We start from the raw sequence: 21203 nt of genomic DNA on the forward strand, positions 1-21203 counted from the left end.
AAAAGAACTAGCTTCCCCGTTGAATCGCCGAGACGATCGCATAGCCACGACACTCAGTCGTCGTGGCTTCGTCGAAGAGTTGTTCCATTCGAGCCTGAAGCCACTCTTCGTTCTTGGTGACAATCTGAATTCTTCCACCGGGTCGCAGTGCCTTTAACCCAGACTGAAGAAAGATTTCTGCGATCTGAAAGTGAGAATAGTACGGAGGATTTCCGAGGACGACGTCAAACTGTCCCTGCATGTCATCGTCTTCCGATCCGATGGCTCCATCATGGGAAAGCGTGGCATCTACGTCACTGATTCCGTTAAGTTCGGCACCTGCCAGAGCACATTCGAGAGCACGCGGGTTCGAATCGACAAAGTGTACCGACACATCAGAAGCCCGCTTGGCCGCAGCTAGCCCCACGACTCCCGCGCCGCATCCAATATCCAGCACACGATCGCCCTCTTCGATTTCCATCGACTCCATCAGTGCGCGAGCACCGAGATCAAGCCGTCGATGACTGAAGACTCCGGGCCGACTGACAGCTTTAATCAGCTGTTCCCGATCACGAAACGCGAACTCACTGCTGAAATCCTTAAGCTTCTTCAGTGGCTTGAGCTTCTTCAGTTTGTAAACCACTCCCTTCCGCTTTGGGATTCGGGTGAGGTTCTTTCCGAACTTCTCAAGTTCGTGATGAAACCAGGTCTCCTTTTTCTGATCGATTGTCACGACGAGAATTCCGTTCATGGCAAGTCGATCATAGGCCTGTTGCAACCAGTCGCGCGTCAAACCGGTCTCGCCCGAGCGTGACATCGGAAGCACACACAAATCGAATTCTTCCTCCGGCAAATCGGCCGAACAATCCAGCAGAACATTCGAGTCGCACTCGTCGATCAGTTCGGCAGTCTCCGAAGCTGCGAACGCCTCCAGAACATGGCAAACAACGCGTGCATCTTTAAGACGATCCGCGAGATGAATCGCCGTCTGCCCGCGACCAGACGTCAGACACAAAATTCGCGATGCAGTGAGATCAAGAGACGCATTTGTCGCAAGTTGTTCGGAAATCGGAATGCCGAATCGCGAGTTTTCAAGAGTCGTTTCAAGCTGTGTCATTTGGGTCCGTTACGAAAATAAAGAAGGAAAATTTTCCGACACTCAATCCCGATGTCGGCGCACAGCGAAGCGAGTCACCAGGCACTTTGGTCCACGAACGTCGCTGCCAATCAACCACCAAAAGCACTGTACCGCTTGACGCCTCGTGAAAACGCAACGCGGTTTAAGATCAGAAGACCGATGATCCAGGCGACTTCGATCACCAGAACCTGAATGAGTTCGGGGCCGGTGTATCTGTCCAACAGAATTGCCGCTGGCACATAGGCCAGATACTTGAACGGAATAAACTCGATCCAAACCAGAATCGGTTCCGGGAGAAAATCGAGCGGAATCATGTGTCCCGACAAAAAGTAGTTGAACATCATGTAAATAAAGAGAAGTGAACTCACTTCCAGAAACCAGAACGAAACCAGCCCCAGTAGCGATTCGATCAGGAATCCCATGAGAAATCCCATCACCAGCGACGCAAGAAATGCCAGAAAGACCCAGCCTCCAGGCCACTCGGGAAGAAACCCTCGACACAAAAAGAAAACCAAAGCAAACGGTCCCGCAGCCACCGTGTAGTAGACGAGTTTATGAGCGACTCGGTGCCAGAAGAGGTACCCCAGCAGATCGATCGGTTGTGTCAGAAACTTCTTGATCGTGCCGTCTCGAACCTGTCGAGCGATCCCGCTCGCGAGTCCCGGCATACTCGAAAACGCCCGGGCCAGCATCGCCAGCAGGTAATACGCAATCATCTCTTCGTAAGAATATCCTGCGATCGACTTCGTTTCGGACTGAGTTCCGACAGAGAAAATCGCCCCCCATAGAAAAATCTGGGTCACAATCGGCAAGAACCGAAACAGCGTCCCCATCGCGAAATCGGCGCGATACATCAACCGTTCAGCGATTGCGGTCCTGAGAATCATCAGGGACACGCGGAATCTCGCGAAGGGATGAATTGCGGATTCGGAACTCATCATGTTGCTGGAACTCTCAGCTCATTATTCAGACAAAACGCAAGCAGCAGGCAGAGAAACATTCTTCCGGAGAACAATGTCCCGGGACAAACAGATTTCTCAAAACGACTCATGATAGAGTCCGCTGCGTTTGCATGCGAGTCGGAACCATCTTCCGCTGTGAAACGTCCGGCAAGGCGAGAATAGCAGTGCATCTCACAGCAGTTGAAGATATGATATCCACGGATTCCTATATCTTCGACCAGTAGAATCTCTCCATGCAAACTCCCCCGCCCGATCTTTTCAGCCCCGGCCTTCCCCTTGTCCGTCGAGAAATGTTTCAACGCGCTGGAGCAGGTCTGGGCAGCTTGGCGCTGACGGCACTGTTCAATCAGGAAGCTCAGGCCAAACCAACTCAAGAAGGCATCCAACAGATTGCCCCACGGGCGAAGAACGTCATCTTCCTTCATATGGTGGGAGCCCCTTCACACCTGGACCTGTTCGAAAATAAACCACGACTAAAGGAACTCACCGGAGAACTGGTCCCGGATCATCTCTGGGAAGGTTTGCGTCTCGCGTTCATCCGCGAGCAACCCAAACTGCTGGGCTCGAAATACAAATTTCAAAAGCATGGAAACTCAGGAATCGAACTTTCTGAATTGATGCCACACCTTGCTTCGGTTGCTGACGAACTTTGCGTGATCAAATCGCTCCATACGGAACACTTCAACCACGCGCCGGCCCAACTCTTCTTTCAAACCGGTTTCCCACGTTTCGGACGTCCGTCACTTGGGTCATGGGTCAATTACGGGATTGGTTCAGAGAACGAAGACCTTCCCGGGTTCGTTGTGCTCATTACCGGAAACGTTGCCGGTGCCGGAAACAGCCTGTGGGGCAGCGGATTTCTCCCCAGTCGTTTTCAAGGAATTGAGTTCCGAACCAAGGGAGACCCTGTCCTCTTCCTCTCCAACCCGGAAGGCGTCACACCTGTCGATCGAAAACGAATGATCGACACCATCAATCACCTTAATCAGATTCAACTGGCAGACGTCGGAGACCCGGAGATCGCCACGCGAATTGCCCAGTACGAACTTGCATTCCGAATGCAGTCCGCGGTGCCCGATTTGATGGAAATCGATGGCGAATCGAAAGAAACGCACGAAGCGTATGGAACAGAACCGGGCAAGACGAGCTTCGCCAACAACTGCTTGCTCGCTCGTCGCCTTGTGGAACGAGGAGTCCGCTTCGTTCAACTTTACGATCAAGGTTGGGACCATCACAACAACGTCTTCAAGAACGTTGAAAAGAAAGCCAAGCAAGTGGACCAGCCCATCGCAGCCCTGATCGCTGATCTCAAACAGCGCGGGTTACTCGATGAAACACTGGTCGTTTGGGGAGCTGAGTTTGGACGCACTCCCATGCTTCAGGGGAATGCTGAGAAGGGCGTTCCGGAAAACGCAGGACGTGATCACCACAAAGACGCTTACACGGTCTGGATGGCAGGCGGAGGCGTCAAACGCGGATTCACCTACGGAAAAACCGACGAGATCGGATTTCATGTCGTCGAGAATCCAATGCACGTCAACGACTTCCACGCCACACTTCTGCACTTACTCGGCGTCGATCACGAAGCATTGACGTTCAAATTCCAGGGACGCGAATTCCGTCTCACCGATGTCGCTGGAAAAGTTGCGCACGACATTATCGCGTGATTACAACGATCTCTCAGTTCCAATCGTGATTGGTGTGGGCAAACGCAGCAGCGAGCAAAATAAGTGAAGTCAGGCGACCGTCAAGCAACGATGCAACTGACCTAAACGATCTTGTACTTCTTCAACTTGCTGAAGAATGTACTCCTTGGCATTCCAAGCATTCGGGCTGCCTCAGCTTTATTTCCCTGACATTGATCGAGGGCTTCGCGCAACTGGCTCGCTTCCGCTTCGGAATCGCCCGCCGTCCGACGCGCGACCGAACTGTGCGGGACGGTGACTGAGCCGAGTGACTTCGGCAATTGGACCGAACGACTTCGTGGAGCCGACTGAGACAGCTCCTCGGGGAGATCTTCAACATGCACGAATCGGTCCTCCGCCAGCACGACCGCACGCTCGATGACATTCTGCAATTCGCGAATATTCCCGGGCCAGTCGTATCTTTCGAGAACTTTCCGAACGGAATCATCGAAACCGACAACCTGCTTCGACGCCTTTTCGGCAGCCCGTTTCAGGAAGTGTCTCGATAGCTCGTACAGATCCTCTCGCCGATGCCGCAGTGGAGGAACTTCCAAACTGATGACGTTCAACCGATAGAACAGGTCTTCCCGGAATTTGCCATCTTCGATCAGTTGCTCAATATCGCGGTGTGTTGCAGCGACAACACGAACATCGACAGAGACAGATTTCGTCCCGCCGACCGGTTCGAATGCTCTTTCCTGGAGAACACGAAGAAGTTTCACCTGCACTTCCAATGAGATGTCACCGATCTCATCAAGGAACAGTGTTCCCCCGTCAGCAAGTTGAAACCGGCCCTGTTTATCTTCTCGGGCATCGGTAAATGCCCCTTTGACGTGCCCGAACAATTCACTCTCGAGAAGTGTGGGCGAGAGTGCCGCACAATGCACGCTGACAAGCGGCCCGCTGCTCCTCAAACTATTTTCATGCAGTGAGCGGGCGAGAAGTTCTTTCCCCGTCCCGCTTTCACCGCGAATCAAGACAGAAGAATCACTGGCAGCCACTTTTCGAACAGTGTCCAGAAGCGTCGACATCGCTTCACCCGTGCCAACAATCCCGGCCCGATGGAACGTTTTCGCTTCCGTAACGGGAGTGGTTGACGTGGACATTGCACCCAACTCCTTCTGGAGCGCGGAAAGCTGCCGTTCCTGATCAGAGATTTTCTCGATCTTCAGTTTCAGATCCTGATTCAGCCGCGACACATCCTTCTGAACGGTCGCACAGTGCAAGGCAATTGAGGCCACTCGCGCCATGGCCGTCACGAAAGCAACATCTTCGGCCGAATAACTTTTGTGGGTCGGCTTGGCTCCCAGGACGAGAATTCCAGCCAGAGCGCCTTGAATTTCCAATCCATGAATTGCCTCTGCCCCCAGTCGCCGAATCAACTCCTGAAGAGGTGAACTTGCATGCGGAGTTCGCTGCCAAACACGATTCATTTCGAGCGCACTGAAGACTTCCTCTTCAAGAACCACCTGAACGGGAAAGTTCGATCGGCCCGACGCAATCAGCATTCGAAAGACCGACCGTTCCGACTTTCGAAGATAGAGCGCCGCTTCTCCAACGTGTAACACATCACGACAGGAATCAAGGAGACTCGCAGAAACCTGTTCCGGTTCAAGAACCCCGGTGACCACGCTGTTCATCCGTTTCAACGCTTTGTCGAACTGATACTTCTCGCTAAAGAAATGGCGGTCGAGGTTTCTTTGCAGCGCATCTCGCGTCCAGGTGAGCACCAGAACTGAGATCATCAGAACGAGAACGAGTGGAATCGTTCTCCCGAAAATCGCCAAGTCCTGATGAAGCGCAGTCACAGCCCCGATGGCAATCAACGCACAGAACATCAACACCAGAGCAAGGCTTAAGCTGTAGTACCACACACCTCGACTGACCATCTGATCAACGAGAAGAAGTTTGTACTTCGCGATCCCCACAGCATACGCAAACATGAACGCGACACTCGCGAGAAACATGGGGAGCCTCGCCCATCCCAGCGCAAATTCCACCGGATGAAAGAACCATAGATAAACCGTGTAGGCAACGGGAATCAGAGAGAAGAGCGCCGCCCCGAGAATCGAACGAACCTGATTCGCCTCGAGAGCGTTTCGAGTCGATCGTACGCTTTGGACCAAGAGCCCCACACACCCCGCGAAACAGACCACTGCGAACAAAACCGCAACCTGCGCCGCGCGACGCAAGAACGGCATCAACTCTCGAACAACATTTCGGAACACAGCCTCCAACGATTCCGCGAACGGTCCAGTTCCCCAATCCGCTGTCAAAAACCAGGTCATTGCAATCAGAGTTGTCAGCACAGCACTGACCACCAACGGAATGCCGTACATCGCCACGAGACACGCCCCCCGATGCCGCCGATAGAAACGGGCTGGGAACGGATAGACGACAAAGAAATTCAGTAAGACAGCCGGAAGAAAACACCCTGAAATCGCAAACACTGAAATCAGGAACGGGCTGGAAGCAATGACCCACCAGTGACTCCCTCCCAGAAACGCAAACGTCGTCACTGACGCAAGAGCAAAGAACGTCCGAACAGGTTGATCAAACGGACGATTCCAATACGCGACTCCTCCAATCACAACGACGAACATCTGGAGTACAAACCAGAACAAGACCATCGAAATTCCGGAGATCGGCTGCGGAATCAACGGCACCCATGTCTCCAGCGGCCGTTCGTCTCCACTTCTCAACAGCCAACACTTCACATAGCGCGACTTGTCGGGATATTCCACGACAGAAAGATTGCCAGCGTACTTCTCCTCCGAAGGATCAAGCCCGAACTCAATCGTTCCTTCCGATCCCACCGTTAAGTTGCGCCACTCTCGCTGAACACGAACGAAGTCGACGAACGAATGAATGCGTCGACCACCCAGTTCGATGATGTGATCTCCGACTTCGGGAATATTGCCCTTCCATCGATCTTCATCGGCGACATAGCGAATTTCGGCGCCAGGGCGTTCGAACTGGTCATCGTTCGAAACAAGACAATTGAACGGAAGGGCAGGTTGTGTCGGGACATACCACAATACGACCAACCCGTAAAGCACCGAAAATGCTGCGAGGGAGAAGATCATCCGAAAGCGGATTGTGGACTGACGAAACACATCCATATTGTTGAATCTTTCGTTGATTCGGCGCCGATTCGGCGCTTCTGTGCGTCACGTTACCGTGAATTCCTCAAGATCACAACCCTCAGAACACATCGATAATCACGGTTTTCGAGCCACTTGAGCGAAAACCCATAAAAACGATGTAATTCGACGGATGATTGGTCCGCTAGTTGCATATCCATCGATCACCCAACCATGCCCCTTGAGCTGGTGAGGTTCCAAACTGCTCGTTTTTGATTGCAGCTTCCCACTCTGCAACCAGCCTCTTTTACCCACGAGCCAACGGCAGTTTACCTCACCCTCAGGGGTTTTTTCTTTTGGTCGATCCGATCGATCGAATAATCTCGCGACCAGCAGCGGGACTGACTGCCCAAGCTTGCAAAGAACGTACGGAGCTATCGCTTCGTGACAAAATGCTCAACAAGTTCCAGAGCGGTCTTGTAGCGTTTACTCTGAGTTCACTTGCTTATTGGGTGAACGAACCATAAATCTTCGCTCCACGAGTTTTCCTTACGGCGATTCTCAAGCCAGCAAGACCTCAGCTGAATTGTTCGAGTTCGTTAGCGCCATCGCTTTGGACAAAGACTTTCAGATTCGGAACCCGCAGCTTCACCGAGACCGCAGTGTCGCCATCGTTCGGAAATGCTCTCATCCCTCGAAGCAGTTTTGATCGAGATTCAGCGATGGCGCTTGATTCGGCGCCACAGAATCAACGAAGACTGGTCAATTGACGGGCCAATTTCTTCAGTTTCCGCCGTGGTCGATGAGCCTTGGCGCCAATTGCTTCAACTTCCTGTGGCGCCTTGAGTTCCCTCACCCAGATCTTGCGAAAATGGACCTCTGAGCCTTCGCTTTGGAGGCCAATGGCTCCGACCTGAGGGTCGCATTCCGTCACTTCCCCAACAGCGGTGTCGTTAATGGTGACCGTCACTGTTCCATTCTGACAGCGGATGAAACATTTGTTCCACTGATTCACCGGTCGAGCCAGCATCTCGACGTTGCGGACTTCGTTCGCCGATTTCGCACTTCCACCTGGAAAAATGCTCCCCGCCACAGGCTGATGAAGTTGAACCTGAACTGCCGTTGGCCAGACTCGATCTTCCCCGGTGGTGAATAATAAGACGCCACTGTTGCCGTTTTCGTCCTTCGGGAAACGCCATTCCAGGCTGAACTCGAAGTCCGAATAGATCTTCTTCGTCCGGATGTAGCCGTAGGGTTGGCCTCGGCAGATGATATAGTCGAGATTCGCTTCCTCGTCGGTAGCCAGACTCCAGGTCTCTGAAAATGGAGCCCCTTTTTTACCAGAGACAAACTTCCAAGCTTCTCCGGGGAAGTCTGAGCTGATTAGGGAAACTTTCGAGGGTGCTTCCTCTGGGCCATCAATTTCAGTGGCTTGGGCAAGCAGCGACTGAACGCCAAGGAAGGCAGTCACAAGGCAAAAGCGACCGGCTCGAGTCAGAACACGATAAGAAATGGAGTCAATCATAGATGTCTGCGCACGGGAACCACACTGAAATCAAGCCTTTTCCCACGCCAACAGTCATAAAGTAACCGCCATTTCATCAAAACGCAAACATCTGACGGCTTAAAGACGAATCTCGATGAAACGTCACTTCCCACGCAGAACCTGTTGAGGCGTTTTTCTCCCGCGACAAAGAGGACTTTTCATTGTCAGCGGGAGAATGCGCAGCCACAAATCAAACAGATTGCGAGAAACAGCCAGCTCCGAGAAGAACTGACGCTATACGCTCAACGAGACGACGAAACGACTACAGTGCCTGTCGTTGCTCTTCGAGAAGTTTGATCCACGGACCAACGTAGTGTCCGTTGTCGTGGAACGTTCTTCCGCTCACGAGATTGCCGTCGATGACACACGGTTCGTCAACAAAAATCCCTCCGCAGACCTCAAGATCAAAGCGACATTTCGCAACGGTCGCCATCTTTCGACCTCGAACGCAGTCCGCATAGGCGGGAATTTCCACCCCGTGACAGACGCAACCGATCGGCTTGTTCGCCTCGAAGAAGTGCTTGGTAATGCGGACGAGATCAGGATCGTAGCGAATGTACTCTGGAGCCCTGCCTCCCGAGTAAAGGATCCCCAGATAGTCGTCCGGATCAATGTCTGAGAAAGCGACGTCGGCGTTGAGCGTGTACCCTTCCCACTCTTTCGTGATGGTCCATCCCGGTTTTACCTCGTGCATCACCATCTGATACTGTCGTTTTTCGGGAGCTGCCACAACCGGCTGAAAACCACTCTCGATGAGTCGATAGAAGGGATACATCGTATCGAGAGTTTCTGCAGCATCTCCAATGACAATCAGTACCTTATGCATTCCAGTTTCATCCTGTTTGGTGGAAAAGAAAAACCTGCCACGCGGTCATGTCTGTTGTTGAGGCTCGGCAAGGTGTAAGTTTCGGCTGATCTTGAAATTCCCGCGCGTTGTCAGTTCAATTTGACAAGTGGCCCCACGACTTTCCTCTCGCCAGAATACCACTATGACATATCCCTTTCTGCAGTTGAACCAACTCCGATCATGGAGCTTTCTCTTCTCTCCGTTTCTTGTCTGCATCCTCTGCTCCGCATGCAGCAACGGACAGGAAACTACGCAATCGACAGAGACTCAACCATTCAAGACAGAAGCAGATGCCCCCGCTGTTCCAAGAACCGGCAACGACTGGCCACACTTTCTTGGCCCAACCCACGACGGAATCTCGACCGAAACCGGACTGCTCGATGAATGGCCGGCCGAGGGACCTCCACTTGTCTGGGAACGTGAAGTCGGAACCGGATACAGCGCCCCTTCGATCCGAAACGGCTGGCTCGTGCTTCATCATCGAATCAACGATGAGGAAGTCGTCGAATGCTTCAATGCCGAAACGGGAAAGCAACGATGGACGTATTCCGCGCCAAGCCGTTTCCGCGACCCGTATGGATACAACAACGGACCACGCTGCTCCCCGATTCTGACCAACGAACATTGCTTCACACTGGGGGCTGAAGGACGACTCCTGTGTCTCAAGCTGGCTGATGGTTCCCTTTGCTGGGAGCATGAACTTCGCAACGAATACGACATCCCCGACGGTTTCTTCGGTGTCGGCTCCACTCCGATTCTCGAAGGCGATCGCCTCATCGTTCCGGTCGGGGGACAACCCAACTCGGGGATCGTTGCTTTCGACAAGAAAACCGGTGATCCTCTCTGGAGTGCTGTTGGCAAAAACACCTGGGACAACGTTCCCACAGGCTGGAGATCCGATGACACTTATAGCTGGACCGGCGAGGAAATGGTGGTCAGCTACTCATCGCCGATTGCAGCGACGATTCATGGCCAACGTCACTTTCTCTGCCTGATGCGGCATGGTCTTGTTTCTTTGAACCCGGAAACCGGCGAAGAAAACTTTCATCACTGGTTTCGATCGAGAACTCACGATTCGGTCAACGCAGCCCGGCCCGTTGTCGTGGACGATACCATTTTGCTTTCGGCAGCGTATCGAGTCGGCGCCACGCTTCTGCGCGTCGCCCCCGATGGAAAGAGCTGCGAAGTTGTCTGGAGTGATCCGCGAAATCTGCTCACTCACTGGTCGACAGCGATTCCCTTAGATGGATGTTTTCTCGGATTTAGCGGTCGGCATGAGAACGAAGGGGAACTTCGCTGTATCGACGCAGAAACAGGAGAAGTCAAATGGTCAACGACTGGTGCCTCAGAAGACGCCTCCTTTCGGCGAGCCCCTGACGAATCGATTATCGACGTCAAGACCGGGGAAACAGTTCCGTTCCCGTTCTATGGTCGAGGTTCGAAAATTCTGGCCGACGGAAAGTTCATCATCCTCGCCGAACGTGGAACGCTGGCATTGTGCAAAGCGACAACAGAAGGCTGGGAAGAAATCTCACGCTGCTCAGCCCCCAGAATGAAATACCCAAGTTGGACAGCTCCGGTTCTCTCACACGGACTTCTCTACCTCCGCTGCGAAGACGCCCTCATCTGCCTCGATCTGAAGAAACCAAATCCACAGTAGTATGTTCCGTACCCAGATCGTGCCTCAGGAAGTGCTGCACTCGATCCGCAGTCTTGCCATTCAAACCAACTTCAGAGGAACTCAGTCGCTCATCGCATTCCATTGCATGGATGGTTCGAGAGTGAACACGAGTTTCAACCTCGGCTGCGACGCGATCGACTGAACTTCTCTAGTAGCTGTGCTTGTCCAATTCGACTCGGCCTCGAAATGTCCAATAGACGGCTCCGGTGTAGCCCAGCACGAATGGCATTCCGATCACTGCGATGAGGGTCATCAGCTTGAGAGTTGTCGTTGACGAAGCAGCATTGTAGATCGTGAGGCTGTTTTCCGGATGCGGGTCGGAAGCGACCAGGTTCGGGAACAGGGAAACTCCAAAAAGAAAGACGAGTGCGGCAATGGTGCAGGCAGAGGACAAGAACGCCTGGCCGAAGGCTTCCTTCTTGACCGTTCGCGAGATATTCAAGATCGCTAAGACATTCAAGATGACGACAGCGTAGGCAAATGGAAATTCATGGAAGTTGTGAAGTGCTTTCGGAATTGTCGTCAATGTCGCGACCGTCAGCGCCAGGTAGAGAGCCAGAAATGCGAAGTAGCCGATCCAGATCCATCTGCGGGCACGTTGTCTGAGTTCTCCTCCAGTCTTCAGGGTCAGATAGATCGCTCCGTGCATTAAGAACATTGCGATCGTGAGAAAACCGGTCAGCACCGGATACCAGTCGATTTGATCGGCCACGCTTCCTCGGAAAACACCTCGACCATCAAGGGGAACTCCGGTCATTGCCCCTCCGACAGCCACGCCGAATACAAACGAAGCAGTCAGGCTCGAAACAAAGAAGACCTTGTCCCAGATCCCTCGCCAGGCTGCGACTTCCAACTTGCTCCGAAATTCAATTGAAACCGCTCGAAAGATCAGCGCAGCGAGAATGACCATAAATCCTTCGTAATACCCGGAGAAGACGGTCGCATAGGCTTCCGGAAAAGCAGCGAACATGGCCCCTCCGAAAGTCACCAGCCAGACTTCGTTGCCGTCCCAGATCGGGCCGATCGAATTTAGAATGATCCGCTTTTCTTTGTCGGTCCTTCCCAGCGGAGACAGCATTCCGACTCCGAGGTCGAAGCCATCGAGAATGGCATAACCGGTAAGCAAGACCCCCAAAATGACAAACCAGAGCAGATTCCAATCCATCTCGAAATCTTCTTTCTAGAGCAAGTTGCTCTTACCTGTGCACTCGCTTGTGCTATTTCATCAAGCAAAAGGCTGTGTTGGCTCGTGCGAGAGAGTGAAAACCAAATCTGAAGGTGCTCTTTCCACGGTGACAGTATGGATTCCCAAGTATCTCTCAACCTGTGACTCGCTGTGACTCGCTGTGACTCGCCCCCCTAAGCAAGCCGCGAATGGTTTCATTCCCGTTTCGACAATGCTTGCGATCATGAATAACGCTCAGCACCCGTCAAGCCGACATTCGAATCGTTGGCAGGCTACGCCAATGACTCTTTACGACGCAGAACGGATTCTTCTTTTGACTCTTTTCCGGATGGGGGCCAGTCCGGTCCCTGTTTGATTTTCTGGTGCAACAGCATGATCCAGAGCACAAAGAGCAAGCTGTAAATCATTCCGAAGAAGATAATCGACGTCAGCACCTGACTCGCTCGAACAACCTCTGACAACGCCTCACTTGTGCGAAGCCCACCCACCGGTTCTCCATCGACAATGGTTGGATAAACGATCCACGGTTGCCGTCCGACTTCTGCGCTCACCCAGCCGACTTCATTGGCGACGAATGCCAGAATGACCGCGAAGACGAAGTACCACAACAGCCACCGCGTTTCGAACAGCGTTCCGCGCCAATGCAGAAACGACGCATAAAGCGTAGACACGATAAAGAGCATTCCGATCCCGACCATGAGATGGAATGCCTGGAAAGTCAACCAGACGGGCGGTCGACCCCATGTCTCTTCCAGATCGTTCAAGCCCATGACGTGGGAGTCCGGATCGCCGGAGATCAACATGCTCAGACCGCCTGGAATTCCCAAGCTGTACTTGACGGTCTCGGTCTCATCATCGGGCCAGCCGAAGATGTATGACTCGGCCCCGTTCGTGGAATGATAAACACCTTCCATCGCGGCCAGCTTCGCCGGTTGATGTTCCGCCACGGTATCTGCCTGAAAGTGGCCGGACACTAATTGTGCCAACGATGAAACAGTTGCCAGCATGAGCGCACCGGTAAACGATCGCTTCGCAAACTCAATATGTTTTTTGTGGAGCAGATACCATGCAGAGATGCTCATCACGAAGAATGCGCCAAGAATAAACGCGCCAATCCAGACGTGAATAAGCCGGTGAACAGAAGACGGGTTAAAGACGACGGCCCAGAAGTCGACAATCTCAGCCCGTTGAAATGTGTGTCCGTTGATCACATGGTCCCGGATTACATGTCCCGCCGGGGTTTGCTGCCAGGAGTTCGCAACTGTGATCCAGACTGACGAGAAGATTCCGCCAATTGCGACCATGAGTGTCGCGAAGAAGTGCGTCCACTTTCCAACGCGATCCCAACCAAACAGAAGCAAAGAAAGAAATCCGGACTCCAGAAAAAACGCGAAGATTCCTTCGGCTGCAAGTGCCGACCCGAAAACGTCTCCGACAAACCGAGAATAGACCGCCCAGTTCGTTCCGAATTCGAACTCCATCACAATCCCGGTGACAACGCCGAGAGCGAAGTTCAGGCCGAAAATCTTCGTCCAGAATCGGGCTGCCGCGTCATAAATCGCCTCGTCTGTTCGAATATGTTTCCACTTGAGATAGACGAGAATGATTCCCAGTCCGATTGTCAGAGGGGGAAACAAATAGTGAAACATAATCGTCAGCGCAAACTGCAGCCGCGATAAGAACAGGACGTCCACGGTTTCCTCGCTTTCCCGATAGACCATTTTCATGGTTCGTTGCACTCACCTGAACGCGTTTCCTCAAGGAATGCAGGTTGGCTCATGCAAACCGATGCACACCAGATGAAGACGCTCTCGAACGAGTCAGGTGAGCGGCTGTGACGCTTGGCTATCGTAAAGGATTGAACCGCAAATGTGTTCTCGAAAATCACAAATGTTCGACTTCCTCATTCATAAAACTGACGATTCTTAATATGAGGGAATCCAGTCGAACCGCACCAACGATTGAGATTCGGGAAATCGTAAAGAGTCGTTTCCGACCGCAGACGGCGAGCAACCCGCGTCAGAGATTTTCCGCTTCTTCATGCGGAATCAGCATGACGTGCCCTTCAAAACTTGCCAGGCCCCACGGAAGCTTCCAGGAAATGATCTCGCGAACGAGCGCATCATCATCGAGAATTTCAAAGACCACACGCCCGGTTGATGGCACAGTCCGATCGATGGCATATCGGTCCAGCACCCCTTCTCTCGTCTCGACGATTTCAAATTCGACTCGCGATCTCTTCGGAGCAGTTTCCTCGTTCACAACAACTTCTGGAACAGGTGAATGTGAGGGGACCAACTCCGGCGGGTCTTTTTCGATGGGAGTGACAACAGGAGTTGTGGGGATCTCGTGATGTGCCTGCTTGACCTGTTGATCGGGAATCGCCATCCACAGACCAAACCCGCAAAGCATTGCCAGACCAATCACCGCCGAGGCCTGTTTTCTCTGTCGGCGACGACGTCGCAGGTCATTCGCTGCGCCAATGACATTGGACAGAATTTCCTGCTTGCGTTGTCGGCCAGTCTCACTGAGTGTCGCGTTTACGTTATCAATCATGTTCAACACCCTCCGCCTGACTCCGTAGCTGTTCCACGATTCGTCCGAGTCGCCCATCCACTGCTCCCGGATTCAGTCCGATCGCGTCGGCAATGCGTTTAAGTGTCCATCCCCAACGGTAGCGCATTGTGACAAGACGCCGGGAGTCCGCATCCAGAAGACTGAGACTTTCGCTCAGCCACATTAGTCTCGCTTCGACACGTTCGAGTTCCTCATTCGAAGCTTCTGCTTCTGAGTTGGCAGCGGCTCGCTGGGCTAACCTGAGTTGCGACCGCCGCTTTCGCAGGAAGTCGATCGCGACCGAAGCGACCAGTTTTTTCGTCCATGCTCTCAGTTTCGAGCGGCTCTCCATGACTCGAATCGACTTCAACATTTTCAACATCGCATCATGGACCAGATCGAGACAGGTTTGTTCATCCGCACCGATCGAGCGCTGGGCCTGATGAAACATCGTCGAAAAGAATTCTTCGTAGTAATTCTCAATCGCCTCTGTTTCACCGGCCATCAGACCCTCGGTCAGTTCGTGCGTGTCATCCGGTCTCGTCATCCCAGAATCCTGCAGGAAACATTTTCATCCGCGTTCGACACGGACTTGAACTGTGAGAATCAATTTCTCACCGACGCGATTGATCTCTGATGAAAACAACGTTGTTCATCTCGAATCGCGTTTGGCTTCAATGACCTGTTTCTGAAGCGAGAGAATTTCGCTCTCGCGCTTTTTGACCAATTCTTCCAACTCAGCGATTTTCTGTTTCGTTTGATGGAGCTCTGATGCGTAGTTCTTCACGTTCTCCATGAGCGCTTTTCGCTCATCATCCATCTCCGTTGCCTTCGCTTCATGCTGACTGACAAGCTTTAAAGCATCAATGATCTGCCGGACAACTTCGAGATCGGTCTCTGTCCCAGCGACAATCATCAACCCCGTCTTGGGATGATACTTCAATCGAATCGGTGTCGACTCTGCAGTGTCCTCCCGGAGTTCGATTGCCGTTTCAATTGTGCTGAGGAGATCATCAACCTCAAGCGTTGAATCGTCCGAGAGCATCGGGCCCACTGGGAATGTCTCGATGATCATCGTTAGTTTTTGAGAAACTCCGCCATAGTCGCCGCCCATCATGCCACCCATACCGTATCCGCCCCCTCCATATCCGCCCCCTCCTCCGTAGTCGACTCCGTAGTCGACTCCCATCCCGGAAGTGGTAGGTGCAGTCCGGAGAAACGCGATCATGTCGGGCTGACTGATCGACACTTCGACGGGAGGAGTGGTCAAAACTCGAAGCAGATCGAGAATGCTCTTCGCCGAAACATTTCGAACATGCAGTTCGTTGACTTTCGCGGAACGGGCCTTTTCATCAACGATCAAATTCAGATCCTGGAAACTTTCTCGCATCGTGGCGGCAAACTCTTCGAGTGTCCCACCTTTGAATGAGACATCTCCTTTTACCGGTTCCGGGCGGGGATCTCCTCCGTAACCATAACCTCCACCTGGCCCACCAAACCCACCTTGCCCCATCGCAGTCTGTTCGAAACCGACGAAGAGCGCCGAAACTCCGAGCAGCCAGACAAATCGAAAACGTTTGATCTGCATCATATGAATCTCCTTGCTGTTTGTGATCATGCCGTGTGATCAACTCACCGAGTGGGCTGCGATTGAAACGATGTGCTCGATCGCTTCTCGAATCACACATCAACTCAACGAAGCACGCCTGCCGATTTCGCGCATGAAGTTCAAAGAATCCTAAGAATCGAAAAGAAAAAGGCTGACACTCACATTGAGGTATCAGCCTTTCGTTCAATCAGAGACGTCAATCACGCCGTTGTTTCGTTGTTTAGGGAAGTTCGATTCTGCCATCGATCATCCTCACATCATAAGCGGACTACTCATCAGTGGAGAATGAAAAGATGCAGACATGCTGGTACTTCTCACCCGGTTCGAGAACGACACTGGGGAACTCAGGTTGATTGATCGAATCGGGATAGTGTTGAGTCTCAAGACAGATGGCGCTGCGATGAGGATAAACCTTGCCCTCTTTGCCGGTCTGCCCTTTGAGGAAATTCCCCGAGTAGAACTGAACGCCCGGTTGATCTGTTTTGACAGTCAAAACTCGACCGCTTTCCGGATCTTTCAGTTCTGCTGCTTTGCGAGTTTTTCCAGCCTCTCCATTGATGACGAGATTGTGATCGTACCCGATCGTCGATGCTTCATCGTATTCGGTAATTCGCTCACCAATTTTGTGCGGCTCACGAAAATCAATCGGAGTTCCCTCAACAGATTCAATCACTCCAGTCGGAATCAATCCTTCATCGACAGGTGTGTACGAATCGCAGAAGAGCGTCAATTCATGATCGAGGACGGTCTCACTCCCTGCACCAGCCAGATTGAAGTAGGAATGATTCGTCAGGTTGATTGGGGTCGCCTGATCAGTCGTCGCTGAGTAGCGAATGACAAGATCGTTCTTGTCTTTCTTCAATGTCATTCGGACGACGGAAGAAAGCGTTCCGGGATAGCCCTCTTCCCCGTGTGGGCTGACATATCGGAAGACAACTCCCTGCCCCGTATCATTTTCAAACGGCTTCGCCTTCCAAACAACCTTGTCGAGGCTTCGTTCGACACCGCCATGTAAATGGTTCGGCTCGTTATTAACAGCCAGCGAATAGTCTTTTCCATTCAGCGAAAACTTACCTCCGGCGATTCGATTGGCGACACGGCCAGCAGTACACCCGAAGTACTGGTTGTCCTCGGACTCATACCCAGCGACATCATCGAAGCCCAGCACAACGTCAGCGACATTGCCTTCTGAATCGGGAACGAAGATGTGCGTGATCGTCGCCCCGCGAGTCATCACGCGGACTTCCATTCCGTTGTCGTTCGTCAATGTATAGCTCTCGACAGCTTCGCCGTCTTTCGTCTTCCCAAGCGGTTTGGCTTCGGGGACGTCAGAGAGCGCGACGGTCGCAGAAAGTAATGGCCAGACAACTGCCAGTTGAAGGCTTGTTCGCCACATGTGAATGATCTCCGGATCTAAGAACACTTCGATAGAGTTTGATCCGAGGATTATTGAAACCACGCGACCGGTTTCACAAGCGTGTGCCTCTCAAATTCATGCAGAGGTCTGATACCGCTTCGCAATCGCAACCAGCCCGAGAACCATTCCGCGCCCGATAGCTCCTGATGTGAACCCGTCACTCAGACAAACGAATGCGAATAGATAGAGAAAGAGAGTGGCCACGCCCCACCGGGTTCGAAACGTCCCGTCACTGGCGAACATCTCCAGAAGTTCGACCGGAATGAGAGCCGACCAACTCTCAGCCGTCTCAGTGACATTCTGCTCAGAAACTCTTGGAACCCGGGCATCGTAGCCGAGTTCCTCCCGGACATCGAAGCGACCGATCTCGTTGCCCAACGCCCCGAATTCACGGTCCGCCAGACGTCGCACAAAATCAGGATCGCTCCGCAAGGCAGCTTCCACCCGTCGCATGTGAGCAATTTCGGCAGACCGTCGTGCCTGTTGCTCTTCCAAACTCAGATATTGCTGCTCGACACGACAGAACGTGGCCAATGACGGAGCGAGTGCGAATGGAGCATACATCGCCGAAGCAACGAGAAACGTCCCCCAAAACAAGAGCGAACTGAGAGTCGAGACGAATCCTTGATCCAACTCCACAGACGGAATGTCAGAGAAATCGTTTGGTTCATTTTCCGACATGAGGAATCAGTTCCTCGCAATCTCTGCGGAAGAGGAACAGCTCATTCGCAAGTCTTTGCTCGACATGCTCAGTGTTGGGCGCAGCCCCGCCCGTCTCTTTCACCAGGAAGCCAACTCCGAACTGAAACACTCGCATGCTTCGCTGCCGGTCAGGCGTTGACCAATTGCGATCTATCGAGCAATGACAACAGCCGGTTTTTCAGGAGAAACTTCCGCCTGTCGGGACTCGACTTCTTCGCGGTTTTCGCTGATCTGCTGAGTCAGTGAGAGATAGTCGTTGACGACTTTACGTCGGAGTTCCTGAACTTTTTCAAGCAGTGAATTCCGTTCAGAATCGTACTTACGAAGCGTTTCGACGAGCCCGTTGAGAACTTCTTCGCTCGCACCGGCCGCAGCATTCCCGTCACCGTTCAGTTCGGCCAGTCGCTGATCCAGAGACTCTTCGGAGTTCTTGATCTGCCGGGAAGCGATCTCTTCGTTGATCTTCATCGTTTCCAGCTTGGAGCCTGCGATGATGATTGCACTCTCAAGCTCGGCAATCGCACTTCCCCAACTTCCAGGAAGCGTTTGACGCAGGTGAACTTTCCCCTGTTGAGGCCATGTCTGGACTTCACCCGGGTACGGATTTCTCAGCAATCGACCGCCAGAACGGGCTGCTTTGAGATCGCCGATTTCGAACTCTCCGAGAAACCGGGACGACTCGCCGGGCTGCGGTTCAACGAAAGCGAAAACTGTCGGAGACTGTGAATCTGGCCCAACGCCCAATCCGGCGTTTTGTCCCACTCCAAAATCGAATCGGGGAATTCCATCGTTCAGAAGGAGTGCCCGTGACCCTGGAGCCTGCCAGACTTCGCCCCAAAGATGAGATTCCTGTTGGAGTTCTTCCTCGAGATTACGAACCGTCAGCCGCATCTCAGCCAACTGCTGTTCGCTGCTTTTCAATTTCTCCTGACGCTCCTTCACTTCCGCCTGCCACTTGCTGCGAACGTCAAGTGCCATGGTAGTCAGAAAGATCGCCGGAATAAGAATGACGACTGCCATCCAAAGGAAGATTTTACCGTACAGATGCATCGCGAGGTTTCCTCGACTTGGCCAGGAACGGCCGAAAACTGGCTCTCGGAGTTGTCGGACCGAATCACTTCATGGTTTCTACCGAGTGGCAGACACCTGAAAGAATCTTCACACACCTCCTGAATAGGTTTTGATGTGAAGATCGGCATATGAACCACTTCAGACGATCGCGACCTAAAAAACACCGGGAATTAGGAATTTAGCGGATCGCCAATCTCTTCTAAAAATATCGCCGGTGATGGTCGATCGTCAAGAAGTCTCCTACGGAAGAGGCCGAACCTTTGAAAAGATCCGGCCTCAGTCCCTCATTATCGTTATCGTTGCGATACCGCAAAAGGAATCTCTCCGTAGAGCGTTTCGCCATCCCTCACGATGTAGAACTTAAGTGGCCCCATCAGCCGTGACTGGTGCTGATTGAGAACATAGTCGATGTCGTCACGCTTCACGGTTTCCCACTTGTCGAGACCGACCAGTATGTCTCCTCGCTGAATCCCTCGCGTCGAAGCGGGCCCCTGCGGTCGCAGATCAACCACTTCGAAACCGCCGTTGTAAGGTCGCGGGAGAGGAGTCGACGAAGCGACTTTCGCCAGTTTGAGCCCCAACGTTTGCCAGACAGATTCGTCTTCTTTATTCAAAGTCGACGATGGCGAAGAGGCAATCGAGTGATCTGGCGATTGAGCCCGGCTGGCGATTTGACCTTGGATCGTCGATCGCTGTCCCGTCAATGAGCCCACCGAAAGTTGCAGATTCTCTTCCTTGCCGTCGCGGAGAACGACCAGGTCGACAGTTTCGCCTGCCCGCTTTCCGAAGAGAGAACGTTCGAAATCAGTCGCGTCGACAACATCGACTGATCCGGAACGAATGATGACATCCCCATTCTCAAGGCCAGCAGCACTGGCCGGTGAGCCAGGCATTGTCGACTGCACGACGAATTTGCGGTCACGACCATTCTTGTAGTCGATCGCTCGCACGCCGTGATAAGTCTGATGATGCCGTTCGATGTTGATCAGTCGAGCAACTGTTCGGCGAGCGTCGTCGATTGGAATTGCGAACCCGATTCGCTGAGCACCAGCCCGAATGGCCACGTTGATTCCGATGACATCGCCATCCACGTTGAGGAGCGGTCCCCCGCTGTTCCCCGGATTGATCGCTGCATCGATCTGAATCAGGTTTTCGTAAGCTTGCTCTTCGTTGACTTCAACGTCGCGAGACTTATGGCTGACGATTCCCAGCGTGACTGTCGACTCGTACCCGTAGGCATTGCCGATCGCGATGACATCTTCACCGAGCATTAAGTCCGATGACGACCCCATCTGGCCAACGATGAGACTGCTTCGCGGTTCAATTTTGATCACCGCGAGATCTTTTTGAGCATCGTAGGCAAGCACGCGCCCTTCGTATTTGGCTCCATCGAATGTCGTCACCCGAAGGCGTTCGACATCCTGCACAACGTGATAATTGGTCACGATGTAGCCGCGTTCATCGATAATGATCCCGGAACCCATTCCGTTGATCTTCGATGCTTTTCCGGCAGAAAAGACAACGTCGAGCGACTTCTGTCTTTTCTCGGTGTGAATATTCACACTCGACTGGAGGGCACGCTGAACAATCCTCGTTCTGTGCGTATTCCGCACGGAAACGAATTCCTCCTCAGCATAAGCTGAGGTGGCTATAGTGACTGTCAGTATGGCCAACCATGTGTGTAATTGGCGAAAGTGATTCGTCATCTGCGGACCTGTTCCAGGTGGGGTACTGAGTCCAT

At 52.7% G+C, this 21203-nt stretch carries 16 protein-coding genes; 2 read left to right on the top strand and 14 right to left on the bottom strand.

The window, feature by feature from the left end:
- Window positions 1-7: 7 nt before the first annotated feature.
- Entirely contained in the window at window positions 8-1096 is a 1089-nt protein-coding gene (locus KOR42_RS00580) for a methyltransferase (RefSeq protein ID WP_146506689.1), read from the bottom strand.
- Window positions 1097-1206: 110 nt separating this feature from the next.
- Window positions 1207-2058, bottom strand: coding sequence for an ABC transporter permease (locus KOR42_RS00585; RefSeq protein WP_146506690.1), 852 nt, complete (start codon window positions 2056-2058; stop codon window positions 1207-1209).
- A gap of 254 nt (window positions 2059-2312) precedes the next feature.
- Between KOR42_RS00585 and KOR42_RS00590 the strand changes: the two genes are divergently transcribed.
- Window positions 2313-3746, top strand: coding sequence for a DUF1501 domain-containing protein (locus KOR42_RS00590; protein WP_146506691.1), 1434 nt, complete (start codon window positions 2313-2315; stop codon window positions 3744-3746).
- A 101-nt stretch (window positions 3747-3847) separates the two neighbouring features.
- Here the strand turns inward: KOR42_RS00590 and KOR42_RS26380 are convergent, their stop codons facing one another.
- From KOR42_RS26380 to KOR42_RS00605, 3 genes are all read right to left on the bottom strand, one after another.
- Complete coding sequence (locus KOR42_RS26380) at window positions 3848-6886, bottom strand: sigma 54-interacting transcriptional regulator (RefSeq protein ID WP_197440735.1); 3039 nt, start codon at window positions 6884-6886, stop codon at window positions 3848-3850.
- Window positions 6887-7595: 709 nt separating this feature from the next.
- Entirely contained in the window at window positions 7596-8372 is a 777-nt protein-coding gene (locus KOR42_RS00600) for a 3-keto-disaccharide hydrolase (protein WP_146506692.1), read from the bottom strand.
- A gap of 283 nt (window positions 8373-8655) precedes the next feature.
- On the bottom strand, window positions 8656-9219 hold the full coding sequence (locus KOR42_RS00605) for a DJ-1/PfpI family protein (protein WP_146506693.1): 564 nt from the start codon (window positions 9217-9219) through the stop codon (window positions 8656-8658).
- 163 nt (window positions 9220-9382) lie between these two features.
- Here KOR42_RS00605 and KOR42_RS00610 point away from each other — a divergent pair, with 163 nt between their 5' ends.
- On the top strand, window positions 9383-10900 hold the full coding sequence (locus tag KOR42_RS00610; protein ID WP_146506694.1) for a PQQ-binding-like beta-propeller repeat protein: 1518 nt from the start codon (window positions 9383-9385) through the stop codon (window positions 10898-10900).
- A 169-nt stretch (window positions 10901-11069) separates the two neighbouring features.
- Here the strand turns inward: KOR42_RS00610 and cydB are convergent, their stop codons facing one another.
- From cydB to KOR42_RS00655, 9 genes are all read right to left on the bottom strand, one after another.
- Window positions 11070-12086 carry a cytochrome d ubiquinol oxidase subunit II gene (gene cydB, locus KOR42_RS00615; protein ID WP_146506695.1) on the bottom strand — a complete coding sequence of 339 codons (1017 nt, stop codon included), beginning with the start codon at window positions 12084-12086 and terminating at the stop codon, window positions 11070-11072.
- Window positions 12087-12379: 293 nt separating this feature from the next.
- On the bottom strand, window positions 12380-13828 hold the full coding sequence (locus tag KOR42_RS00620) for a cytochrome ubiquinol oxidase subunit I (protein ID WP_231740549.1): 1449 nt from the start codon (window positions 13826-13828) through the stop codon (window positions 12380-12382).
- Between the two features lie 298 nt (window positions 13829-14126).
- Window positions 14127-14663, bottom strand: coding sequence for a hypothetical protein (locus KOR42_RS00625; protein WP_146506696.1), 537 nt, complete (start codon window positions 14661-14663; stop codon window positions 14127-14129).
- On the bottom strand, window positions 14656-15210 hold the full coding sequence (locus tag KOR42_RS00630; protein WP_146506697.1) for an RNA polymerase sigma factor: 555 nt from the start codon (window positions 15208-15210) through the stop codon (window positions 14656-14658). The genes KOR42_RS00625 and KOR42_RS00630 overlap by 8 nt, the downstream gene beginning before the upstream one ends.
- Window positions 15211-15315: 105 nt before the next feature.
- Window positions 15316-16254: a hypothetical protein gene (locus tag KOR42_RS26385; protein ID WP_197440736.1), complete on the bottom strand. Its 939-nt coding sequence runs from the start codon at window positions 16252-16254 to the stop codon at window positions 15316-15318.
- 286 nt (window positions 16255-16540) lie between these two features.
- Window positions 16541-17668 (bottom strand): aldose epimerase family protein, encoded by a 1128-nt coding sequence (locus KOR42_RS00640; protein ID WP_146506698.1) that lies wholly within the window; start codon window positions 17666-17668, stop codon window positions 16541-16543.
- Between the two features lie 96 nt (window positions 17669-17764).
- The gene (locus tag KOR42_RS00645) at window positions 17765-18370 is read right to left on the bottom strand and encodes a hypothetical protein (protein WP_146506699.1); all 606 of its coding nucleotides are present in this window, start codon (window positions 18368-18370) and stop codon (window positions 17765-17767) included.
- Window positions 18371-18541: 171 nt separating this feature from the next.
- Window positions 18542-19441 (bottom strand): hypothetical protein, encoded by a 900-nt coding sequence (locus KOR42_RS00650; protein ID WP_146506700.1) that lies wholly within the window; start codon window positions 19439-19441, stop codon window positions 18542-18544.
- A 314-nt stretch (window positions 19442-19755) separates the two neighbouring features.
- On the bottom strand, window positions 19756-21168 hold the full coding sequence (locus KOR42_RS00655) for a trypsin-like peptidase domain-containing protein (protein ID WP_231740551.1): 1413 nt from the start codon (window positions 21166-21168) through the stop codon (window positions 19756-19758).
- Between the last annotated feature and the right edge of the window lie 35 nt (window positions 21169-21203).

It is taken from the genome of Thalassoglobus neptunius (assembly GCF_007859735.1).
GTDB classification, from domain to species: Bacteria; Planctomycetota; Planctomycetia; order Planctomycetales; family Planctomycetaceae; genus Thalassoglobus; species Thalassoglobus neptunius.